Here is a 17,729-nt window from a genome sequence, read left to right on the forward strand (position 1 = left end):
CCGGGGGAGGAGGACTGATGGTCAGAGCAACAAACGGTGCGGGAAACTATCGGAGAGAAAAGATGTGCCCGGCCTGGCAGTCAGCCGGGCAAAAAGATAAATGCTGTATATATACCGGCTATTTACGGAGCGTATATTCGAAAACTTCGGTCAGCTCGGCGTATTTTTCCGTAGTGGCAAGCACGCGCTTTGCCAGATCAAGCATGATGCCCATGGCAATATCCGGATGTTCTTTCATCAGTCTTTCCGGTTCAGCGTCAATATCAATTACGGTGGATTCTTCCAGCGCGATGACCGTAGCGCTGCGGGGCGTCTGAAGAATGCCGCTCAGTTCTCCGATGGTTGATCCTTCCGTGTCTATCTGAAGAAGCTCTTTGCCGTTTTTATAGACGCCGAATCTTCCTCTCATAACTACATAAAACTGCTTTTCAACGGCGCCTTCCTTTATGAGGATCTGGCCTTTGTCCAGTTTCTTCATCCTGGTTTCCTAGAATAATTATAAAAAGGTGGCAAAATAAGCAATTCAGATTTCAGTATTAAGGGGAATAATTAGTCATTTACCTATCGTGTGTGGTCAGGCGTGCCCCCGTCACATCCTGATCCGCCCTCAAAAAACGACGTTTACGGAAAAATTCAGGCGTTTTCCGTATCTTTGCACCATATTTTTCAGAAATTAAGACAAGATTACCCAATGGGCCGCATATTCGAAAAAAGAAAATATAAGATGTTTGCACGCTTTGCCAAGATGTCCAAAGCGTTTAACCGGATCAGAAAAGAAATTGAAATAGCTGTTAAAGCCGGCGGGCCGGACGTCAAGGGAAACCCCCGCCTCCGCATTGCCATGCAGAACGCTAAGTCAGTGAATATGCCCAAAGACCGTGTTGAAGCGGCAATCAAACGGGCAATGAGCAAGGATACCTCCGGCTATCAGGAAGTGGTTTATGAAGGATACGGTCCACACGGCATAGCCGTCATTGTTGAAACTGCAACCGACAACACCACCAGAACCGTTGCCAATGTGCGCCATCATTTCAGGGAATATGAAGGAACTCTGGGTAACTCCGGCTCAATAGCATTTATGTTTGAGCGCAAGGGACTCTTTACCATCAAGCAGAGCGTTATAAAGGATATTGACGAATTTGAACTGGAAATGATTGACCACGGACTGGATGATCTGACCGGGGACGAGGAGAATCTCTATCTCTACTGCGCGTTCCAGGATTTCGGAAACATGCAGAAAGCTCTGGAAGAAAAAGGCATTGAAGTAAGCAGCACAGAACTGCAGTATATACCGGGAAACACCAAGGAACTCACCGAAGAACAGCAGAAGGACGTAAACGACCTGATTGAAGCCCTCGAAGAGGATGATGATGTTCAGGCGGTGTATCACAATATGGCGTGATGAATTATTAGATAACGAGTAAAATTCTTCGCAAAAGTGAAAGAAAAATTATATGAGTTTAGGCAACTTTACTGAGAATAGCCGGTAACTCTAATTCGCGTATATAAAGACCACAAGGAATAGTGCTGAGTCCCAGTTTTGTTAAATGGTAACAATGGGTATTCGGCACTTTTTCTATAAGGTTGTGTTTTCTCAGTCGAGTTAGTATACGTGATACTTTTGCAGAACTGTAGTTATCACCGAGATTCTTACGCAAGGTTTTGTTTCTGATTCCATTGAGGGTATTACTCCCACAATGAACAGCAATAAGCACATCCTGTTCCTGCTTGTCAAAGAAGTTTATCCCTTTAACTGAGCGGCCATTATCTTTGAGGGGATTGCTGAGTTGTTCTAAATTCATTCTACCGGCTGAGGTATCATCGAAGGAGGCAAGAAAATCAAGGTATCTGCTGTTTACCGCTGTACACTCTTTCCTGAGCGGATGGATACTGTAAATACTCTTTTTCATCTCTGCTTTTTTCCAGGTGATTGTTCCTTGACAGGTTTTCACCATGCGATAGATTCTAAATGCTTTGATATTATTCACCGTCGTCTCAATGCGGAGAACTCCTGGAGCTTTATCATACATTTTAACACTATTTGCACCAATAGCGTGCTTAACGCGAGTTCCATGAATCATTTTATTATAATGAGTAGTGACTTCCTGTTCATAATGAGCAGCAAGCGACCGGTTAAAAAAGGTAGCTATGTTACCTGGTTTGACCAAATGAATACATCTGAGGATTAATTCGTCGTAAAGATGTTTCATTCGATGCTTGTCCTTGAAGACAATATCGGTGGCATATTCTGCCTGAGTAAAAGTCCACTCCGGCCACTGGCGATATTCGGCAAAAACCGGGAGATATCGCCGCATAAATGCTTTCAGCCCGGAGTGTAAATTACCTGCACTGATTTTATCACTGAGTTTTTGTGCTTTCTGAAAATCACTTAGGTAGGTAAAGACATTATCCTGAAGAATATACATGATCCGGTTCTTACGGAGTTTATAAGCCAGAAGATTATGACCGTTAAAATACAACTGAACTTTGCAAGGCAGCCAGGTAGGAATACGAATAAAGCAAAGTCCAAGATATTTATCTAAGAAATACAAATAATAATGCAGGCATTTTGAGGATCGCGCACGAACATCTCCGGTATGAGTGATCTTGTTCCAGGTGGTCTGATATCCGTCGCAAGATTCCATAATTGAGAAAATCGCAACAATGCCTTGCTTGAGGTTCTTTTCAGAAATGATTTTTTTGACTGTATTTTCTTTGTTGACCAGTCTCGGACTCCTGATATAGACAATAGGAACCCGGGTTTTTGCACTAAGAGTCTCCATTTGTGCATTAATTTTATCACGGACGGATTTAGCAAATTTCGTATAGTCCACAAACTTGATCTTGTGTTTGAGCAAAAAAAATTTCATTGCTCCCGGATATCTCCAGCCTGGCATTGTTCCACTGATAATAATCCGGTCAAAACAACTTACAACACCGAGAATATTGTCTTTATATTTTTCCAGAAAAGCCGAGAACATGAGAATCCTTTTGCAATTGAGTTCTCTATATTACGAAAATTCCCATGAATTTGTTCGCTTACCATTTTGGTTCTGGCTACGCCAGCGTATGAATTATGAAGTATGAATTATGAATTGGGCCGGGTTTGACTTTAACCCAGCCCTTTGAGGGGTTTTAAGAATAGCAGGGATATAAAGAACATAAAGACCAGCAGAGAAAAGAGGGACAAAAAGTTAAGAATCAGATGCTAAGAATTATTCATTATTAATTCTTCATTACATTAAAATTCTACCGGTATAATCATCAATGAATTAACCGGCTTTTCGTTAATGCGTGCCGGGAGGTAGCGGGCATAATAAACTGCAATCTGCGCTGCCTCATCACATCCGCCGCCAATTCCCTTTATGACCTCAGCATGCACGGCTTCTCCATTCCGGTCTATCAGTACGCGTACCTCAACCGTTCCGGTAATGCCTTTCTTCTTTGCCGATTCCGGATATACGCGCTTGTTCTGTATGGCATATATACCGCCGACCGGTTCGGGAGGAACATCAGCAGTCAGGAAAAATGCGGGATCATCTTCGGCGACCAGGTTAAAACGGTGAGTAAGCGAGGGTGTATTATGCACAGGGCGGGTTTCAATCTGCCGGACAGGGGGAATAACCGTTCCTTCTTTTAAGACGGGGATGGTTACCTCATCCTCCGTTACGGAGGGCTCCTCTGCTATATATACCGGTTCATCTTTCTGCCTGACTCCCTCACTGTAAAAATAATCATAGATGATTTTTCCGGTGCTGTCAAACGCGGTTTTTGGCCCCTCAAGTTTCCCTTTCTGAATGTTAAAAAACTCCTTTAGCTGTCCGTTTTCATAATAGCGGTTAACAGCCCCTTCCACTCGACCTGCCTGATAGGTGACGCTTTCCCTGATACGTCCTCCGGGGTAGTAGAACACCGCTTCCCCTTCGCGCAATCCGTTAGTCAGGATTATACGGGAGGAAACAGTGCCGTCTTCAAACCAGGTATATACGGTATCTGACTGGGCGTGAAGAACACCCGTGAACAAAAGGAGACAAAAGAAGGAGAAGCCGGTTATACGGCCGGTGAAAATCCTGAGAGACAATAAAAAAACCATCAGTCGTTTATATAGAGGGGAGCAAGTACCGTTAATATGAATGCAATTACTGCCATAACGGTAAAGAAGAGGGCAATTTCAGGAGCATAATCCAAAACATCAAAATAGCGGAGAATCCAGTTCCAGTCATGCTGAACATTCGGCGGGCCGAAGAGTTCAAGTTTCATTGTTTTAGCATCAGCGGCATAAATGCTGATATTGATGAATGAATGCCCGAGCAGAAACATGGAAACCTGAAATAGCACCCGCATATAGTTAACATAGAAAAAGATAATCAGCAGCAGGGGGACGATAATCTGCATAAGGGTGCCGCCAAGAAACATAACCAGATCGCCGAAAAAGCCAAGCAAAACATGTCCCGCTTCATGCACGATCAGATGGAAATAGTCTATGTACGTATAAGAGCGTTCTGAAAGAAAATAGATAGCCGCTGGAAGGAACAGCAGCGAAGGGATCCAGCGCTTTATTTCATCCCACCCGGTGTGTGTTTTTGAACCTTCAGTTATCATGGTCTTCCGCTCTTCTGTTGCGTATATATCAGTCGTATTTGCGGGGCCGTTTGTGCGGTGATGCTTCACACTCAGGGGAGCAGCAGTGATGGTGTTCATCCCGGCAGGATTTGCACACCACAAAAATTTTATCGCAGGCAAGGTTGTGGCAGTTAATATAATACGCTGTCGGGGTGCCGCAATGGTGGCAGACTGCAGTATATTTTAATTCTTCCTTTGAGTTTGGCTCAACCACTTTTCTGTCATCAAAAACAAACATTCCCCCCTGCCAGTAGGTATCAGGGTACTGCTGAATAAAATTGAGGATACCGCCGTCAATCTGATAAACATTCTTAAAACCCTTCTGCACCATATACGCGGTTGCTTTTTCGCAGCGGATGCCTCCGGTGCAATAAGTCACGATAGCTTTATCTTTATACTGCTCAAGCTCCTCAACCACCCGGGGCCATTCACGGAAGTTTTCCATTTCCGGAATGATTGCGTTTTTAAAGTGGCCAATGCGCGCCTCGTAGGTATTGCGGGTATCCACGATAATGAAATCCTCCCCGCGGTCATACATGGCTACCAGTTCTGACGGTTTGAGGCGTTTGCCCCCTTCAGCCGGATTGATGTCATCAACTCCCATGTGAATCAGCTCTTTTTTAAGCCGGACGTGCATTTTTTTGAAGGCATAATCCCGGCACTCAGACTCCTTAAACCAGATGTCATGGAACTGAGGAAAGTGTTTCAGGTAGGCTTTGTAGTTTTCCACGGCGGAAACGCGTCCGGTGATATTGCCATTAATACCCTCGTGAGAAACATAGACCTTTCCTTTAAGACCGTGGTAATGGCAATACTGAAGATGGTCTTCAAGAAAACTTTCGGGATTATCCAGCCGGGCGAATTTATAAAAGGAAATTATGCGGAAATTGTTGCTCATTCAGGGAAAATTATAACACAGAAAGCCCAAAATTACGAAAAGCAGGCATAATTATATGTACAATTAGCAATGGACAATTTGCAATGTAGAGGAAGGAGGTGTCCTCGACTCCGCTCGGACACCGGAAGAGAGCCGAGGGATGGTTCCCGAGCGGAGTCGAGGGAACGGGGGATGTGTCCTTGACTTTGCTTGGACAACAGAAGGGGTGTCCTCGACTGCGCTCGGACACCGGGGGGACCGGAGAGATGTGTCCTCGACTCCGCTCGGACACTAGGGGAGATCGGAGAGATGTGTTCTCGACTGCACTCGGACACCGGGGGGACCGGAGAGATGTGTCTTTGACTTCGCTTGGACACCGGGGAGGGGGGACGCGGATTAAGACGGATCGGATAAATAGTGCACCATTGAAAAAGTACTGTAGAGAGAACTCCCGTTCTGACCATATTAAAACTCATCTGCATCATCCGTTTGTTAACAGCTTTTTCAGATGAGGGAAGTAATACGAAGGGGATTAAGTTTTTTGGGTGTTCATTGGTGCTAAGGAGAAGAGATGACCACGGAATCACCGCAAATAGCAAGCGGATATTCCAATAGGTTTTTTCAGGATAATTTGATAATTTTTAGCCGGAATTGTAGAATTATTAAACAGCATAAAACTATTTTCATCAACTAATCCAGGAAAGATGTATGGACAAAAAGATACTTCTCCTCTTTGTGGTTTTCTTCTCTTTTGCTTCTGCTGGTTTTTCGCAGGCACTTACCGGCGACAAAATAATCAAAGCATCTAAGGACGAAAATCCGACCATCCAGACCTCTACAACAGGTCTCAACTCAAATGGTTCATTAGTGGCAAGCCATTCACAAAACGAGGTCCCCTTGGCTAATCTGCAGGGTATATATTATGTTGGCGCTGCCGGTTCAGGTCCGGGCGGAAGTGACCCGCATTTCCCGTCATTCAGAGCCGCTCTTGATACCATCAGCTCAAACCCGATTGCAGGAGACTGTATCTTCTACATAACCAGCAATATCACTGAGCCCTATAGTGACAACCGCGGTATCGGACTTGCCGTTGACCCGGGTCCATATACCATTACCTTTAAGCCCTATACCGGTGTTCAGCCCGTTATTACCTTCAATTATCCGACTGACCTTAACAGCGGCCCATCAGGCGCGTTTGTTATAGGAATCCCCGGCCGCGGAAATATTTCATGGGACAGCATGAGAACCACACGCAATATCATTATTGACGGTTCAAATACTGCCGGCGGAACAACCCGCGACCTCACATTGCAGTCTGCCACAAACTCACAGCGTAATGCTATACCGCTGGTTATTGTGGGCGATGTTTCAGATGTGATAATTAAAAATACCAACATCCATTATAAAACACAGACCGTAAGCACTGTCGGCAACCTTTTTGCAGGCGCTGTTATGGTACGTCATCGCAATTACCTTGGCGCTGACCGCGTTCCGCACGATATCCTGTTCGAAAATAACCACATAAGCGCTAATTTTGACGGCGTTGCTCAAAACGTGCAGGCATACGGTGTTTATCAGACGGGAACCCCGCTTCCGGTAACGTATCCGTATAACATCACTCTTAAGAACAACCTGATTGAAGGCAAAAGAAGAGCAATCGCTCTCTACCGCGCGGGAAGCCACGATATCATCGGTAACAACATTGTTCTGAATCAGAATATTGCTGCCAATACCACGAACGAGGCAATCTATGCAGTGGATGTTGACACGAACTCAGTAGTAAACATCTACAATAATAAAATCTCCAAAGTATCATCAATGACCAACGGCACCGGCTTCGGCAATACCGCCATCAGCATTGAATCCTTCGGAACCTATAACGTCTATAACAACTTCATTTACGGATTTGAGCTCACTGCTGCAAATCCCGTTGCGTATGTACGCGGCATCAGAAACGGTTCTGCAAACGCCACCCTGAATGCTTCATTCAACTCAATATATATGACTGACATTCTGGCAGGCGGAACGGTTTCCTACAGCGGTATGTATTTCACGGACGGCAATAACACGGTAAAGAACAACATTGTTCACAATGCAGTGGTTGATTTTGCCGCTTACTGCATTAGCAGAGTCGGCGCACTCGGAACGCTGACCTCAGACAATAACGACTTCTACTATGCGGATGCCACAAACGGAAACGTCGGGTTCTGGAACACTGCAGCAACGCAGACTCTGGCACAGTGGCAGACTGCTTCTTCGCAGGATGCAAACAGTATCAGCGCTAACCCGTTGTTTGTTTCATCAACGGATCTGCACCTTTCCGCTAACACGTCACCAGTGGTTGGCAAAGGAACAGCACTGGCCGGAATTACCATGGATATTGACGGCAATATGCGTGATACCATTCCGGAAATCGGAGCACACGAGTTCCCTGGTTTTATTCCGGTTGAACTGGTTTCTTTCAAAGCAGCTGCCAGCGGTAACTCTGTTATCCTTAGCTGGGAAACCAAAACCGAAACCAACAACTCATACTTTGAGGTTGAAAAGAGAACGGAAAACACTTCGTTTGAATCAATCGCACGTCTCACCGGTGCAGGCACCTCTGCTCAACCGGTTCAGTACAGCTATACCGATATCAATGCAGGTACCGGTACGGTTTACTACCGTCTGAAACAGGTTGACTTTGACGGTAGCGTAAATTATTCTTCTGAAGTTTCAGCTGATTTAAGTGTTCCGACTGAGTTCTCACTGAGCCAGAACTATCCGAATCCGTTTAACCCGAGCACAACTATTAAATTCGGCATTCCGGCTGACGCACGAGTTCTGCTTGAGCTTTACTCGGTAACCGGAGAAAAAGTTGCAACTCTTATTGACGGTGATCTTTCAGCCGGATATCATCAGTATCTGCTGAATGCATCAAACCTTGCAACTGGAGTATATCTCTACCGCCTGTCAGCAGGTGAATTCAGCTCAGTTAAAAAACTGATGCTGGTTAAGTAAGAGAAAACCTCTAAAAATAAAAGGCCGTTATCTGCAGCAATGCAGGTGGCGGCCTTTTTTAATTAGTAGTTAGTAATTAGGAATTAGTAATGGGGGAAATATATATTGCTTAACTTATCCTTTGTGCTATTGCGCGGGTTATTCTTCCTGGCGACAATGGGGACAGTGGCGACAAGGGGTTTTTAATTTTCAATTCTCAACTTTCAACTCTCAATTAATTTGCGGCTTAGCGCAAGACCTCTGGGGACAGTGGCGACAATGGGTTTTTAATTCTCAACTCTCAACTTTCAATTTTCAACTCTCAAGTATCAACTTTTGCTTTTTAACTTCTTCAGTGCTGCTTCAAATTCTTCATAGCTCTTTTTCCCCTCAAGCACTGCCTGAAGCTTTCCTTTGGTGTCGTATATAAACGTTGCAGGAATTGCCCCTCCCCAGTCAGGGCTTAGGAAGTTTATCAGCTTTTCGTCACTGGTTTCCGTGTTTACCAGAATGCGGAACTTAACCGGCTGCTTTTTAAGGAAAGGTTTTATCTTTGATTCAATCTCATCCGGGTAATCAATGCTGAGCCCTACCACTTCGATGTTTTTATTCTTTTCCGCAAGTTTATTCAGGTCAGGCATCTCTTCCTTGCAGGGGATGCACCAGGTTGCCCAGACGTTTAGCACAAGGATTTTATCTTTCCGTTCTTTAATCAGTTTCTGCAGATCTTTAATCCCGGCGGTGCTTATGGCATCTTTCGCCGGATGAGCCGCAGGCGGAGGAACGGTATATATCAGCAGAAACGCAAGGATAAGAGTATGTATCATGGGGAATTTTTCCTGATGAGTTTAAAACCAGGGAGGCGCAGGAGAAGGGTGTCCTTTGCCTCCCCTCGGGGTAAGATGAACTGCTAATTTACTCTTTTTATGGTACATCCAAAAGCTTTTGTTTTGGCTACCGAAACTTTTTTTCCGTCCAGGATTTCATCCAGAGCGGCGCTCAGATCGCGCTTGGTAATGCCCGACTCCCGGCGGCTGTCATCTATGCGGCCATGGTAAAGCAGATCAAGACCTCCGTTAAGGACATATACCTCCGGAGTAAAGGATGCCGCAAATTTATCAGCGATAACATTGCCCGGATCTTTAAGGATGGTGAAACGGAGATTATTCTCTTCAGCGTGGGTTTTTATTTCTTCTATGCTTTCAGCTTTATTGGAGTTGATGCCCAGAAAAATAATTCCCTTATCTTTATACTGCTCGTAGAGTGCTGCCATTCTGGTATTATAATCATTAGATACAGGACACTGCGTTGATACCCAGATCAGGACGATTGCTTTTGCATCCTTATACTGCTCAAGGGAATGTGCCTTGCCGTCAAGATCATTAAGCGTAAAGTTTTCTGCTTTTTTCATTTCTTCGGCTGCTGCCTGGCGGTGATCTCCGCAGTTAAATAAAATAAAAGCGGTAAAAACGATGAAGAGAATTCTGCGCATGGGTTTTCCTTAGTTAATGAATAACCGCAAGATATGATTTTACAGCAACCGGGGCAATACCATTTACCGCACCAGTTGAGAAGGGCGTAAACTCAGGTCTGTGGTGAGAGAGGAATAGTATAACAGAAAGTGGTGCCCTGCCCCGGCTGACTGACAACCGAAAGCGTGCCCTGATTAAGTTTTACGAACTCCTGCGTGATGATAAGCCCGAGACCGGTACCCTTAGCTTTATGGCTGCCCCCGATTTCGGAATTTTTTACATCACTCCGGAAAAGTTTGCTGATATCCTCTCCGGTCATCCCGATACCATGATCGGAGATGCAGACTTTTGCAGAGCCGCCGGTAATTTCTGCGGAGACTTCCACGGAGGACTCATTCGGGCTGAACTTAATTGCGTTAGCAAGCAGGTTTCTGAATATAGTGCGCTGCATATTCAGGTCGGCAAAAACCATAAGCTTTTCAGGGCAGGAGATGTTAATGTCTATCTTTCTGTTGTTCAGATCAAGCGTGAAAGCATGCACACCCTGGGTAAAGAGATCATGCAGGTTCACGTCAGCGGGATGATAGGTAACTCTGCCGGCATTCAGGATGGACCACTCAAGCAGATTTTCAACTAGTTTATATACTTTGGATGCTGCATCAAAAAGGTTGTCAATAAACCTCTGCCGTTCTTCGTTGCTCAGCTCATCCTGACTGTCGCGCAGAATACTGATGCTGCCGAGCAGCACGCTAAAGGGGCTTTTAAGATCATGCCCGATGATGGAAATAAGCCGGTCTTTGGCGCGGTTGCTGTCTTCAAGCTCCCGGTTATATTCCTGCAGCTGCTTTTCGGCTTCCTTGATAGGGGTGATATCGCGTATATATTCAATAACCCTGATAACCTTGCCGAGCTGATCATAAACCGGGTAGTTGGCCACTTCAAAATGACTTACCGTGCCGTCCGGGTTTTTATCTTCAAACTGCCGGAGCAGATATTGTTTTCCGCTCTGCAGTTCATTTAGAATGGTATTAATGTTGCCCGTAAAAAACAGTTTTTCCCCCTCTTTTCTGATTTTTTTAAGAGAGTGGAGATCTTCTGCTGCTGTATGGTTATAATACTCAATCTCTTTTGATTCGGTATTAATAACGTAGAACGGATAACGCAGGGAGTTGATGAGCGTCCGCAGGAATTTTAGAATGCTGTTATCCAGTTTATATTTTCTGTAGTAGAAGTAAAGGAAAAACAGTGCCAGTACCGAGAATGCGATCAGGATGATATTGGTTAATGACTGTATAAACAGTTCCTGCTCTTTTTCCGAAACCAGAGCCTGCATTTCTGCATCCTGCCGCTCAAGTGCCTCTTTTTCACTGATATTCAGCAGTTCGGAGCTTATTCTGTCGGCGTTAACGGAGTCGGCAAGCAGTGTATATGCACGGTAATTTCTGAGAGCCGCGGTGCTGTTGCCGGTTTTATCATACAGGAGGGCCTGCTTAAGCAGCAGCTTCATGGTAACGGGGCTGTAATTAAGGGGTCTTCCCGCATTGATGGATTTTTCAAGCCAGAGGAGCGCTTCGCGTTCTTTCCCCCGTTCGGAGAGGAAATCAGCGTACTGCTCATAAAGCCGCTGGGCGGTGGAATTGGTTCCGGTAATAATCTGGTCATCCAGCAGTTCAAGAAAAAGCTTTTGCAGCTTTTCTTCATCCGGCATTTTCCGGTATATATCAATCATTACCGAATAAATATCAAAGCTGAACTCTTTAATTTCTCCGGTGAAGGAGCCGTCATCAAAATATGGCTGCAGATACTCACGGGAAATATTGAGATAATGAAGAGCGGAATCAAAGAGGCCACGCTCCTGAAAAACGCGTCCGAAATAGTAATAGGCATGAGAAACATAAAACGGTGTGGCATTCCGTTTTCTCAGCTCAAGCGCCCGCCCGAAATAGCTGTATGAACTGTCGTAGTTCCTCAGCTTCAGATTAACCAGACCGAGATTGATCAGGCAGACAGAAGCGCCGTGCCAGGTTGCATCCGACCCTTTCCACAGCGCGAGACCGCGCCGGTAATAATTCGCGGCGATATCATACATCCCCTTTTCGTAATAGATATTGCCGATATCACTCAGGGTAAAAATATTAAAAGAGATATGAAAGGCTTCCGCGTACTCCTTAAGCGAGGAATTATATGATTTGAGAGCAAGATTATATATACCCATCCGGCGGTACATATGGCCGAGCAGGGTATAGGCCTGCCCGGTAATAAGAGGGGCGCGGTTTTCGGTGCCAAGCTCAAGCGCAAGAGAAGTATAGGTAAAAAATTTCGGGGAAGAGGTATGCAGGTACTCCGAGGCGGCCAGAAGGGCTGCGTTGCCTGTTACGGTATCGCGCATTCCGGCCTCAAGGCGAACCGTAATAACCTTCTCAAGCGAATCGGCAAGCTGCTGAGTATATACTGTGCAGCACACCCCCTGAATGAGGAAAACAAGAAGAAACCAGCCTTTAAACAAAAAAACCCGTACGTTTTGTTAATGAATACCGGCAGAGCCGGCGTAATACTAATGCCATCAGTTACCGGGCTTGTCGGGCACGGGCTGTGAGGTGAAAAAATCTATATAGAATCTGCTGACATACGAAGAAGTTAGTTCGCTAATCCGCTCGTAGTTTTCGGATGAGAAAATCAGTCCCGCATGATACTGCTTCTTCATTCTCCAGACGATTTCCGGATCATTGTAAGAGGAGAGATCAGGCCACTCCTGTTTGGAAAGTGAAATAAGGATGCCGGCGTATTTTCCGGAATCCTTTGGGGGCTGATAAACCGCGCCGGGCTTTGAGACCTCAAGTTTTGCCCACTCAGCCCAGAGATTCACTCCGGTTGCGGCTTCAATCATATCAGCCAGATGCGCGCCGCCAACCCGCGCTGAGGTTTCGAGGAAGTATATACTGCCATCTTCGTGCGCTTTTATAAACTCCGTATGAGAAACTCCGTGCAGAATACCGAGGGCGGGGAGCACTTCGGAGTTGGTTTTCTTAAGCGCCAGTTCATCCTCTGAACCGCGAATCATATTCCGGCTGTTAAAGACCCGCCCCTGATGGGCTACTTCCATCGGCGGAAGTGAATACTGACTGGCAACCGAGAAGATTACTTTTTTATCAAGGATGATTGAATCAACATGGAAGACATCACCGGGGACGAAACGCTCCATCACATAAAATGACTGCTTGTCATCAAGAGAGTTAATAACCGACCACATCTCATCAGTGTTGTAAACTTTTTTGATGCCGATAGCGCCCGCCTGAAGCCGCGGCTTGATAACATAAGGGAACGGAACCCGCTTTGAAAACTGATTGATGGCATCGTGATTGAGGACGTGGATAAACTCAGGGACTTTAATGCCCGACTCCTTAGCTTTCATGCGCATGGCGAGTTTATCGCGGAAGTAGCGCGCCGTGGTATCACCCATGCCGGGGATGCGGAGATGTTCGCGCAACGAGGCGGCTTTTTCCACATCAAAATCATCCAGGGCGATGATCTTATCAATCCGTTCGGTGCGGGCAAGAAAACTCACACCGCTGATAACATCGGCCATATTCCAGTCTTTGTTCACGTCAGGGATGTAGAAGATTTCATCCAGACTTTCGCGGGGCCAGTCAGCGGTATCAAGGCTTTTTGAGGTAAGAAGGATAACGCGGCACCCCTGGCGCTTGCACTCCCGCATAAATTCAGCACCTTTTTCGTAGCTGGCAACACATAAAACCGTCATCTGATCGCGCATGTGAATAATCCTCTCTTATCTGTGAAGTCCTTGAAAATCAATAGCATTTTGCACGTTAATATGCGAAAGAATTATGAATTATGATGTACGAAGTATGAATTTTATGGAACTGCATAGGGCGGTGTTTTGGGGTTTGCGGGGGACGGTGGGTTATAAAATTCTTCCCTTTTTTTTGAGCTTACAGAACTCACCCCCCAACCCCCTCTCTCCTGACAGTTCAAGTTTTACTAAATTGTGGCGTCGTTTAGTGTGTGAGTTTTTTGTTATTCTTAGTCTGTATTGGAAAGAGGGGGCTTTAGAAAAAGGGGTTTGCCGGCTTTATAATTTTCTGCGTTAAAACTCTTCTCTTTTTTGAAGCTTACAGAACTCACCCCCCAACCCCCTCTCTCCTGACAGTTCAAGTTTTACTAAATTGTGGTGTCGTTTAGTGTGTGAGTTTTTTGTTATTCTTAGTCTGTATTGGAAAGAGGGGGCTTTAGAGAAAGGAGTTTGCCGGCTATTAAATTCTCTGCGTTAAAACTCTTCCCTTTTTTGAAGCTTTCAGAACTCACCCTCCGACAAGTCGGAGCAAGCCCAATTCCCCCTCTCTCCTTACAGTTCAAGTTTTACTAAATTGTGGCGTTGTTTAGTGTGTGAGTTTTTTGTTATTCTTAGTCTGTATTGGAAAGAGGGGGCTTTAGAAAAAGGAGTTTGCCGGCTATTAAATTTTCTGCGTTAAAACTCTTCTCTTTTTTGAGCTTGCAGAACTCACCCCCCAACCCCCTCTCTCCTGACAGTTCAAGTTTTACTAAATTGTGGCGTCGTTTAGTGTGTGAGTTTTTGTTATTCTTAGTCTGTATTGGAAAGAGGGGGCTTTAGAAAAAGGGGTTTGCAGGCTTTTAAATTTTCTGCGTTAGAACTCTTCTCTTTTTTGAAGCTTACAGAACTCACCCTCCCACAAGTCGGAGCAAGCCCAATTCCCCCTCTCTCCTGACAGTTCAAGTTTACTAAATTGTGGCGTCTTTTAGTGTGTGAGTTTTTTGTTATTCTTAGTCTGTATTGGAAAGAGGGGGCTTTAGAAAAAGGGGTTTGTTAGCTTTTAATTTTCTGCGTTAATCTGCGAAATCTGCGGGAAACTTTTGTGGCTTAGCGGTAGATAGGAAGCCTGTACTAGAGCTTAAGAACTACCTACCACCGGTATGAAGTATTGCCCCCAATTCATACTTCAAACTTCATACTTTTCCTTCGCTTATTTCTTTCAATAGTGAGAGGAGCTGATTCCGGTTAAAGGGTTTTGAAAGATAGTGAGTGCAGCCTGCGGCAAGGAACTCCTCACGGTCTCCCATTAAAGCAAAAGCGGTGAGGGCTACTATGGGGGTGTCTTTATATGAAGGAATCTGCCTGAGCTTTTTGGTCACTTCTACTCCGCTCCCCCCCTTGCCCAGGTTGATATCCATGAAGATGATGTCATAGTTTTTTGAACCTGCTTTTTGCAGGGCTTCATCTGAGGTGCGAGCGTGGTCAACAATATATATTTCTTTGGTAATCATCGTGACCAGGTTAACGGCGTTTATGTCATCTTCAACCATGAGTATGACGGGAAGTTCGGAAGCGGACTCAAAAATAACTGGGGTCTGATGATCTTCATGCTCCGTATAGGGGAGTATGCTCTGATGAACGCCTTCTTCCCACAGGGGAAACGTTACAGTAAAAACGGTACCGTTGTTCAGCTGGCTTTTTACGGATATATCACCGCCGAGCTTAGTAACAAATTTGCGCGTGATAGTGAGGCCGAGTCCGGTGCCCTCAAAGTTTCTGTTATATCCTTCGCTCACCTGGCGGAATTCTTCCCAGATAATCTGCTGGTCTTCTTCGGAGATTCCGATACCGGTATCTATAACACTGACGGATAATCCCGATCCGGTATTTTCCGTTTTAACGGTAACCCCTCCACCGGAGGTAAACTTAATGGCATTATTAATCAGATTATTAAAAATCTGTGAGAAAATCTGTTTATCAGTGAGGAGGCGGGAGTATCGGGCGTTGAACTGCCTTTGCAGAGTGAGATTCTTTTTTGCTGCCATAGCACTGAAAAGCTGAACCACATCTTCGAGCACTGCGTGGGAATCAACTATTTCCTTTTTGATATCCAGCTTGTTTGCCTCAATAGCGGAGAGGTTAAGAATCAGATTGAGAGTCTCAAGCAGGCGGATGCCTCCTTTATGTATCATCTCGGACATTTCCCTGCTGTAGTCGTCCCTGGATTCATCCATAAGAATTTCAGAGAAGCCGAGGATAGCAATAAGCGGAGTGCGGAGCTCATGGCTCATGTTTGCAAGGAAGCTGGATTTAAGCCGGCTCATTTGTTCGGCTTTATCCTTGGCGGCTATCAGCTCTTCGACCATTTGCTTCTGTCCGGTGATATCTTCTTTTATGGCAAAGAAGTTGATGATTTCACCCCGTGAATTGACAACAGGTGATATAATGGCGTTTTCCCAGAAGAGTTCGCCGCTTTTCTTTCTATTCAGGAATTCCCCCTGCCATGTATTTCCGGAAAGAATGGTATCCCAGAGCTCGTGATAGAGCACCGGACTTGTTTCTCCCGACTGAAGAATGCGCGGATATTTACCTTTTACTTCTTCAAAGGTATAACCCGTCGTCTGGGTAAAAAACGGGTTTATATATTCAATCCTGCCCGAACGGTCTGTGATAATAATGCTTACCGGGCTCTGCTCAATTGCTTTGGTGAGCTTAAAGGCAAGCTCCTGCGCGTGATTCTTTTCAATAAACAGCAGAAGTTCATGAGCAACAATTTCCAGAACCTCAAGAGCAAAAGCATCAAACGCATCCGGTGCATCATAGCTTTGAACAACCACTGCTCCTTTTTTATTCTTTCCGGAGATCATGGGCACACCGAGCCAGAGCTCCGGCATGGTGCCCACTACCTCAACGTCTCCTGCTTCTTCAAGCTGAAGTATATCCTGCCTGGTAAGAAACAGAGGAATACCATGGGCAAGAAGATAGCCGGTGAGGGATTTTTCAGCACTCCACTCTTCAATGGAGTCCATCTGATCCTGCCCGTATATATCACGCAGCATGCCGGTTTCTTCATTATAAGCGGCAAAGAAAAAATTCTCCGTGTTAATCATTGTTTTTGCTTCGGAGAGGATGATTTCCAGCAGCTCGCTTACGGTTTCGGAACTGGCAACAGCCACTGCTATATTGTGCTGGAGCATGTTGATGCGCTGTATGCGTTTACGCTCGGTAACATCCACAATAATTTCATGGATCAAATATTCATTCTGTACTTTTAGCCTGCTGGCAAAAACCTCTACATCCCGCACGGAACCGTCAGCTCGGCGGTGTTTGTAGTCAATGTGATATTTAGAATTGGCCGCAACTTTTCTAAGGTCTTCCATGAGTTCTTCTGCGGAAAGAGTGTTCAGGTCAAAGACAGTCTTACTGAGCATCTCTTCTTTTTTCCAGCCATAAAACTCCACGGCTGCCTTGTTTACGTCAAGAATCCTGCCGTTTGATGCATCTATCATAAGCATTACTGCCAGGTTATCTTCAAAGAGACTTCTGAAACGTTCTTCACTCTGACTGAGTGCCTCTTCAAACTGTTTCCGTTCGGCAATTTCACTGGTCAGGCTTGCGTTAAGTTTTTCAGCGATGCTTTTTGCCTCAACAGCATCCTGCATCATGTTTAAAGCGGCGAGCCGGGAGTTATTGAGTTCAGCATTAATCCGCTCAAGCTCGTTCGCGCGTTCATTAATATGCTGTTGAAGTTCCGAGTTAGCTCTGGAAAGCTCATCTTCTGATGCTGAAGAAGGGGCGGCGGCATCTTCCTGCTGATGCTGAGAGGGCCGGGGGGAATTTTTTTCCCGGAGTTTTTCCTCAAGGAGACGTATCTGTTCTCTGAGACGCTGGTTCTCTTTTTCTAATTCTTCTGTTTTCAAAATATCAGACTGATTCCTGTTTCTTTTTTGAAATCTTTACAAATGAATATCAGAGATTGTTCATGTAC

General features: G+C 45.3%; 12 protein-coding genes. 2 read left to right on the forward strand and 10 right to left on the reverse strand.

Annotation, left to right across the window (positions count from 1 at the left end; genetic code table 11):
* Positions 1–118 precede the first annotated feature (118 nt).
* Positions 119–478, reverse strand: a complete 360-nt coding sequence (locus tag HRU80_02660) for a cyclic nucleotide-binding domain-containing protein (GenBank protein ID QOJ27827.1) — start codon at positions 476–478, stop codon at positions 119–121.
* Positions 479–691: 213 nt separating this feature from the next.
* On the opposite strand from HRU80_02660, the gene HRU80_02665 reads away from it, so the two are divergent.
* A complete protein-coding gene (locus HRU80_02665; GenBank protein QOJ27828.1) occupies positions 692–1,402 on the forward strand; it encodes a YebC/PmpR family DNA-binding transcriptional regulator in 711 nt (236 codons plus the stop codon).
* Between the two features lie 58 nt (positions 1,403–1,460).
* On the opposite strand, the gene HRU80_02670 is transcribed toward HRU80_02665, so the two are convergent.
* From HRU80_02670 to HRU80_02685, 4 genes are all read right to left on the reverse strand, one after another.
* The gene (locus HRU80_02670; protein ID QOJ27829.1) at positions 1,461–2,981 is read right to left on the reverse strand and encodes a MarR family transcriptional regulator; all 1,521 of its coding nucleotides are present in this window, start codon (positions 2,979–2,981) and stop codon (positions 1,461–1,463) included.
* A 260-nt stretch (positions 2,982–3,241) separates the two neighbouring features.
* The gene (locus HRU80_02675; protein ID QOJ27830.1) at positions 3,242–4,081 is read right to left on the reverse strand and encodes a TonB family protein; all 840 of its coding nucleotides are present in this window, start codon (positions 4,079–4,081) and stop codon (positions 3,242–3,244) included.
* An 11-nt stretch (positions 4,082–4,092) separates the two neighbouring features.
* Complete coding sequence (locus HRU80_02680) at positions 4,093–4,671, reverse strand: hypothetical protein (GenBank protein ID QOJ27831.1); 579 nt, start codon at positions 4,669–4,671, stop codon at positions 4,093–4,095.
* Entirely contained in the window at positions 4,631–5,521 is an 891-nt protein-coding gene (locus HRU80_02685; protein ID QOJ27832.1) for a rhodanese-related sulfurtransferase, read from the reverse strand. The genes HRU80_02680 and HRU80_02685 overlap by 41 nt, the downstream gene beginning before the upstream one ends.
* A 687-nt stretch (positions 5,522–6,208) precedes the next feature.
* On the opposite strand from HRU80_02685, the gene HRU80_02690 reads away from it, so the two are divergent.
* The gene (locus HRU80_02690) at positions 6,209–8,500 is read left to right on the forward strand and encodes a T9SS type A sorting domain-containing protein (GenBank protein ID QOJ27833.1); all 2,292 of its coding nucleotides are present in this window, start codon (positions 6,209–6,211) and stop codon (positions 8,498–8,500) included.
* 308 nt (positions 8,501–8,808) lie between these two features.
* Here HRU80_02690 and HRU80_02695 read toward each other — a convergent pair whose 3' ends face one another.
* The 5 genes from HRU80_02695 to HRU80_02715 form a co-directional block, all read right to left on the reverse strand.
* Positions 8,809–9,306, reverse strand: a complete 498-nt coding sequence (locus HRU80_02695) for a TlpA family protein disulfide reductase (GenBank protein QOJ27834.1) — start codon at positions 9,304–9,306, stop codon at positions 8,809–8,811.
* Between the two features lie 83 nt (positions 9,307–9,389).
* Positions 9,390–9,971, reverse strand: a complete 582-nt coding sequence (locus HRU80_02700) for a thioredoxin family protein (protein ID QOJ27835.1) — start codon at positions 9,969–9,971, stop codon at positions 9,390–9,392.
* A gap of 92 nt (positions 9,972–10,063) precedes the next feature.
* Positions 10,064–12,457 carry a PAS domain S-box protein gene (locus HRU80_02705; GenBank protein QOJ27836.1) on the reverse strand — a complete coding sequence of 798 codons (2,394 nt, stop codon included), beginning with the start codon at positions 12,455–12,457 and terminating at the stop codon, positions 10,064–10,066.
* A gap of 57 nt (positions 12,458–12,514) precedes the next feature.
* A complete protein-coding gene (locus HRU80_02710; GenBank protein QOJ30434.1) occupies positions 12,515–13,711 on the reverse strand; it encodes an ATP-grasp domain-containing protein in 1,197 nt (398 codons plus the stop codon).
* Positions 13,712–14,934: 1,223 nt separating this feature from the next.
* A complete protein-coding gene (locus HRU80_02715; protein ID QOJ27837.1) occupies positions 14,935–17,661 on the reverse strand; it encodes a PAS domain S-box protein in 2,727 nt (908 codons plus the stop codon).
* Between the last annotated feature and the right edge of the window lie 68 nt (positions 17,662–17,729).

It is taken from the genome of Ignavibacteriales bacterium (genome assembly GCA_015709675.1).
Lineage (GTDB): Bacteria > Bacteroidota > Ignavibacteria > Ignavibacteriales > Ignavibacteriaceae > H2-BAC3.